This window comes from Amycolatopsis rhizosphaerae (assembly GCF_007713715.1).
GTDB classification, from domain to species: domain Bacteria; phylum Actinomycetota; class Actinomycetes; order Mycobacteriales; family Pseudonocardiaceae; genus Amycolatopsis_E; species Amycolatopsis_E rhizosphaerae.
Genome location: NZ_VJWX01000458.1, coordinates 1 through 5,719, shown reverse-complemented (window position 1 = coordinate 5,719; position 5,719 = coordinate 1). Strand labels below are relative to the sequence as shown.

The following is a 5,719-nucleotide window of genomic DNA, read 5'->3' as shown; positions in this document are numbered from 1 at the left end:
GCGCAGGAGTTCCGCCCGGTCGACGAGCAGTTGGCGCTCGTGCTGGAAGCGGCGGTGCGTCCGCGCCCCGTGCGGGTCGCCATCTCCGAGGCGCAGGGACTGCTCTGCGCGGAGGAGGTCGTGGCGGAACACGCCCTGCCCGGCTTCGACCAGGCCGCCGTGGACGGATACGCGGTCCGCAGCGTGGATCTGCGGGCCGACGGCGACGAGCCGGTGCAGCTGCCGGTGGTGGGTGAGATCATGGCGGGCTCGCGGCAGCCGCGCCGGTTGCAGCCCGGTCAGGCGGTGCGGGTGGTCACCGGTGCCCCGCTGCCGACGCTGGCCGACGCCGTGGTGCCCACCGCCTACACCGACGGGCATCCCGCGAAGGTCACCGTGCACCGGTCCGTGCCTTCGGCCGGGTACGTGCGCCGGACCGGCGAGGACGTGCAGATCGGCGACGTGGCCGTGCGCCAGGGCGACACCATCGGCGCCGCGCAGGTGGGCCTGCTCGCCGCGGTCGGGCGGTCGAAGGTGCTGGTCTATCCGCGGCCAAGGGTGTCCATCGTCTCGGTCGGCGACGAACTGGTCGACATCGACCGCGCGCCTTCGGTCGGCCAGGTCTACGACGTCAACTCCTACGCACTGGCCGCGGCCGCTCGTGACGCGGGCGCCGAGGTCAGCCGGGTCGGGATCGTGCCCAGCGACCCGAAGCGGCTGCGGGAGGTCGTCGAAGGCAGGCTTCTGATGTCGGAGGTCGTGGTCGTCGCGGGCGGGGCCGGCGGCGCCGCGGGCGACGAGGTGCACGCCGCGCTGTCCGAGATGGGGCGGATCGATGTGACCCGGGTGGCCATGCATCCCGGTTCGGCGCAGGGCTTCGGCAGGCTCGGGCCGGATTCGGTGCCGACGTTCCTGCTCCCGGCCAACCCGATGAGCGCGCTCGTGGTGTTCGAGGTGCTGATCCGGCCGCTGATCAGGGCCGCCCGCGGAACCCGCAACCCGCACCGCAGGATGGTCAGCGCCCGGCTGCTGTCGCCGGTGACCTCGACCAAGGGGCGCAAGGGTTTCCTCCGGGGCCAGTTGCTCCGGGACGAGCGCACCGGTGAGTACCTGGTTCAGCCGCTGGGAACGTCCGGGGCCCACCTGCTCGCTTCGCTGGCCGAAGCGAACTGCCTGATCAACGTCGACGAGGACCTCACCGAGGTGCCGATGGGTGATCAGGTACGGGTGACCTTCCTCGCGCAACGGGTGTGACGGTTAAATACGGCGGTGCAGCCCGCGAGGTACGACCTGGAGTCCCGTCACCCCGGCTGGCCCAGCCACCTCGGGCCGCTGCGAGTCGCCGCGGGCACGGTGGAGTTGCGGCCGATCCGCCTGCGGGACGCCGGTGAGTGGAGCCGCATCCGGCTGCGCGACCAGGCCCATCTGGAACGGTGGGAACCGACCTCGCCGGGGCCATGGCAGGAGCGGAACAGCTTCTGGTCCTGGCCCTCGCAGTGGCTGGCCCTGCGCGGCCTGGCGCGGCGCGGGCAGTGCCTGCCCTACGTGATCACCGTCGACGGCGAGTTCGCCGGACAGATCACTGTCGGTAACGTGATCCGCGCCTCACTGAGGTCCGCCTGGGTCGGTTACTGGGTGTCATCGACCGTTGTTGGCGGTGGCGTGGCGACCGGGTCGGTCGCACTGGTGGTCGACCACGCCTTCGGTGCGGCGGGCCTGCACCGGATCGAGGCGACGGTGCGACCGGAGAACGAGCCGAGCATCCGCGTGCTGAGCAAGGCGGGTTTTCGCAAGGAAGGCCTGTTCCAGCGGTATCTCGACGTCGCAGGCGACTGGCGGGACCACTTCTGCTTCGCGATCACCGCGGAGGAGACGGGCCCCGGCCTGGTGCGCAGATTGATCGATGCCGGGCACGCCGAACGCGCGTGAAATCCCCGTTACCACACGGCTCGATGTTCACCTCAAGTGGTGACCCTTTTTCTCGGTTTCAGCGGCGTGGCTCCCGGAGTTCTGTTACTCCTGTGGCTAGCGTGACGGTATGTAGCAAAGATCGGGGGAGGTGACAGAGGGGATGCCCAGCTCGTTGATCATCGTCGCCCTCGCGGCGGCGTGGCTTGTCGTTCTCGTGCCCATGGTCGTGCGCAAGCGCCAGGCCATCGCCCGCACGGCGGACTCCGAGCTGGCCGCACGGGTGGTGCGGAGCGGAAGCGGTGCGGAAGAAGAAGGGGAAGAGGAGTTCGCGATGGCGGAGGCCGCCGGCGACGGCGCCGAGCACGAACCGGTCGAGGTGGAGGAGTTCGAGGACGAGCCGAGCCCGTCGGCTCGAGCCGGTGAACGCCGGTACCGGCCCGGCCGTGGTGGGTTCGACCCCGAGGCCGCGGAACTCGCGGCCCGCGCCAAGTACGCGTTCCGGCAGCGAGTCGTGCTGGCCGTGATCGTGCTGGCCGTGATCGCCGGTTTCGCCGCGGGCTTCCTGTCCACCACCCTGTGGTGGGCGCACGGCGCACTCGACGCCATCCTCGTCGCCTACCTCGTGTACCTGCGTCGCCAGGTGCGGATCGAGAACGAGATCCGGCAGCGGCGGCTCGCCCGGCTCAACCGCGGCCGTGTCCGGCGCGAAGCGCCCCACCTCTCGGAGACCGAGGAGTACGAGCAGGACGTTCCCGAGCGTGCCGAAGGGGTTCGAGTCGAGCCGCGGCCCTCGTCGGCTCCCCGGGTCCCCGGCAACGCGGTGGTGCTCGACATCGACGACGAAGACCCGGAGTTTCACGAGCTCGACGACCCGGGGCAGCTGCCGTTCCGGAGGGCCGCCGGGGAATAGACCCCCCGGTGATCGCCCTCCGATGGGCGTTGCTAAGCTATGCGAGCTTCCTTAAGGGGCTGTAGCGCAGTTGGTAGCGCGTCTCGTTCGCATCGAGAAGGTCAGGGGTTCGATTCCCCTCAGCTCCACAGCAGGTCAGAGGCCCGGCTCGCGGATTTCGAGCCGGGCCTCTGGCGTTCGTACAGCAGTGAAGTACAGCAACGCACCTCAACCGTCGAGGCTGTTTCCCAGTCGCTTCAGAGCGTCCTTGGTGGCCTTGTCCGATGCTTTGGCGTAGATCTCCATGGTCACGGAGAACTGGGCGTGACGCAGGATCTGCATGACTTGACGCGGATGTACCTCCAGGTCGACGAGCAGCGTCGCGCATGTCCGACGGCCGTCGTGGACGGTGATCTTCGGCACGCCGGACCGGGCTACGCGGCCATCCCACGAGCGGTTGAAGTTCCTCGGCTCGACCGGCGTTCCCGAGCGGGTGGTGAAGATCAGTTTCGATCCCTGCCACACCGCACCGGCTGCCGTGGCATGCGCCAGTTGCTCCCGCCGACGTTGACGAAGCGCCGCAGCGCAGATGCCGACCAGCGGAAGCACGTCGTCCGACGCTTCTGTCTTGGTTTCGCGGTGCAGCAGCCGCCGTTGAACGCGCTGGAGTTGGAGGGCCACCGCCAGTTCTTCGGCCTCAAAGTCGACGTCGTCCCAGGTCAGCCCCAACACCTCGCCCTTGCGCAAGCCGAGGACCAGGATCAGCACATATGCGGCGTACAAAGGATCGCCGTCGCGACGAGCGGACTCCAAGAACTGTCGCGCTTCCTCGCTGGACCACACCTTGCCCTTGCGTTTGCGAACGGTGGGCAGGATGACCTTCGCCGCCACGTTCTTGCTGATCAGCTCCTCACGTACGGCATTCGACAGCGCCGACCGAAGGCATGCCCGGATATCGGCCACTGTCCGCGCCGACGGGACCTCCTTGCAGCACATCCCGCGCGCACAGCACCGCTGACGCTTCTTGTCGCGTCGAGCGTCCTTGCCCTGAGCACAGCACTGGCAGATACCCGGGATCTTGTTCACCCACTTCTGCACGTCCCGGACCTGGAGCCGGTCCAGCCGGACGGCTCCGAGACCGGGCGTGATGTAGAGCCGCACGAACAGCTCGTAGTTCACGAAGGTAAGTGGAGCGCGGTTCGGTTTGATCACCTCGTGCAGCCAATACTGCAAGTACTGGTCGAGCCGTGGCACGCGGGAGGCGACAGGGCCATCCTTGGCCGCCTGGTGCAGCTTGAGCCACTTCTCATGCACCTCCTCACGGCTCTTGCCGTACACGTACTTGCGTTTCTTCTCGCCTATCGGCGTGAGGACCCACACGTACGCCCCGAACCCCTGTCGGTAAGGGAAGATCGACCCTTCACCGTTCGCGCGTGCTTTGGCGGTCATGTCAGGCCGCCTCCGACACGCGAGCGCTGATGTATTGATCCACCCACTCCGGCAGGATGCGCCGGTGATGACCGTCCTTAATGGATCGGATCTGGCCCGTGGCTACGAGCATCTTCGTTTTCGACAGCCCGTAGCCCAGCATCTCCGCGACCTCGGCGACGGTGTGCCACTTCCGACGGATCGTCATGTCGTCGACCACTCTGAGGCGGCCAGTCTTCTCGTTCAACTTTCCTCCCCAGGTTCTCAGGCTGCTTGCGGAATTGCCGAAGTTTCTGGCGGTGCTGCTGCGAGTAGTGCGCGGTCGTATTCGGCTCGCCAGGCGATGCGTTCGGCGATGGCGTGTAGGAGCAGGTGGGCGCGTGGTGGTGCGTCTCGGTCGCCTGGTTGGACTTTGCGCCAGATGAGCCGGGAGGTGTCCTGTTCGGGCTTTTCGATGCCGACTCCGGCGAGCATGTCCCGCACGAAGGCTTTGCGGTCGGCCTTGTGGTCGGCGAGCGTCTTGCCCGACCACTTGCGCGACACCAGGACCCGGCGCCCTGGAAGCCCGAGGGTGGCGCGGCGATGCGCTCTTCCCTTGCAGTGTCCCGGAGTCGTCCGGCTGGTCGCCCCGAGGGGTTGAATGCCGTAGAGCAGCCAGACCGGGCACCGTGGAGAGCACGGGGTGACGACCAGTTCGGCGTGAAGCCGGTCGTGGTGCTCCCGCTGCCTCGCCGAGGAAGCCTCGATCACCTCCCCCGTGGACTTGGTGAGGTACTTGGTCAGATACCCGATATGCCGACCGGCTTCTTCGGTGCCGCCGAGAATGCCCTTGGAGTGCACCTGCCGCCCGAAGGAGACGACGTGCGCCGGTTCGTCCACGTCCTCGACCGCCTCATCCCAGGTGGTCAGCGGTTCCCGGGTGTCGGGGTCCACAAAGGACGAGATACGCGGATCCCACACGGGTAGCCGGTCGCCGCCGTAGACGACCTGGTCATGGTTGGGCCACCACACCTGGTGGTAGGTCGCCTCCGTGACCTGTCGGACCACGTGGTGCGGGATCGATCCCCGCAGGGCGGTATGGAGATGCGGTGCGGCCCGCTTTTGTGGTTCGACGGTGGCGAAGTACTGCACATCCCACCCGACGACCCGGCGCAAGTTCTGCCACCACCGATCCACCAGGGATGAGAAATGCACCGCATCCCGCGCCGCCCGCCGATAGTCATAGGTCGACATATCCACCGGTGTGCCGTCCTCGCGCACCCGGCCGTAGGTGTCGCAGGTCAGCGTGATGAACATCGACGGCCGGAACCGCCCCGCGTACTCCCTGCCGACCGTGGTCTTGGCGACCTTCCGCCGAGGCAGGTTCGGTGCGTCCTGCCGCCGCTTCGTGGACCGCTTCTTCGGCCCTCGCTCGGGCAGGTCGGGGGAGGGGAGGCTGCGCCGCATGCCGAGTTGCCGAAGTTCCTCATCTACACCGCGGATCTCGTCCCGCAGCTCGTCGGCCTGGCCCCC

The 5,719-nt window shown here is 67.9% G+C and carries 6 protein-coding genes and 1 tRNA gene; 4 read left to right on the top strand and 3 right to left on the bottom strand.

Going from position 1 to position 5,719, the window contains the following annotated elements; genetic code table 11:
* The 4 genes from glp to FNH05_RS30490 form a co-directional block, all read left to right on the top strand.
* Window positions 1-1,233 (top strand): molybdotransferase-like divisome protein Glp (gene glp / locus FNH05_RS30505; RefSeq protein ID WP_144592311.1); only part of this gene is annotated, 1,233 nt, incomplete at its 5' end.
* A gap of 15 nt (window positions 1,234-1,248) precedes the next feature.
* Window positions 1,249-1,908, top strand: a complete 660-nt coding sequence (locus FNH05_RS30500) for a GNAT family N-acetyltransferase (protein WP_144592310.1) — start codon at window positions 1,249-1,251, stop codon at window positions 1,906-1,908.
* Between the two features lie 142 nt (window positions 1,909-2,050).
* Window positions 2,051-2,800 carry a divisome protein SepX/GlpR gene (gene sepX / locus FNH05_RS30495; RefSeq protein ID WP_144592309.1) on the top strand — a complete coding sequence of 250 codons (750 nt, stop codon included), beginning with the start codon at window positions 2,051-2,053 and terminating at the stop codon, window positions 2,798-2,800.
* A gap of 55 nt (window positions 2,801-2,855) precedes the next feature.
* Window positions 2,856-2,928, top strand: a tRNA-Ala gene (locus tag FNH05_RS30490).
* A 79-nt stretch (window positions 2,929-3,007) separates the two neighbouring features.
* Here the strand turns inward: FNH05_RS30490 and FNH05_RS30485 are convergent.
* The 3 genes from FNH05_RS30485 to FNH05_RS30475 all read right to left on the bottom strand — a co-directional run.
* The gene (locus FNH05_RS30485) at window positions 3,008-4,228 is read right to left on the bottom strand and encodes a tyrosine-type recombinase/integrase (RefSeq protein WP_144592308.1); all 1,221 of its coding nucleotides are present in this window, start codon (window positions 4,226-4,228) and stop codon (window positions 3,008-3,010) included.
* 1 nt (window position 4,229) lies between these two features.
* Entirely contained in the window at window positions 4,230-4,454 is a 225-nt protein-coding gene (locus FNH05_RS30480) for an excisionase family DNA-binding protein (protein WP_246128027.1), read from the bottom strand.
* A gap of 17 nt (window positions 4,455-4,471) precedes the next feature.
* The coding region (locus FNH05_RS30475) for a replication initiator (protein ID WP_144592307.1) at window positions 4,472-5,719 on the bottom strand (1,248 nt) is incomplete at its 5' end.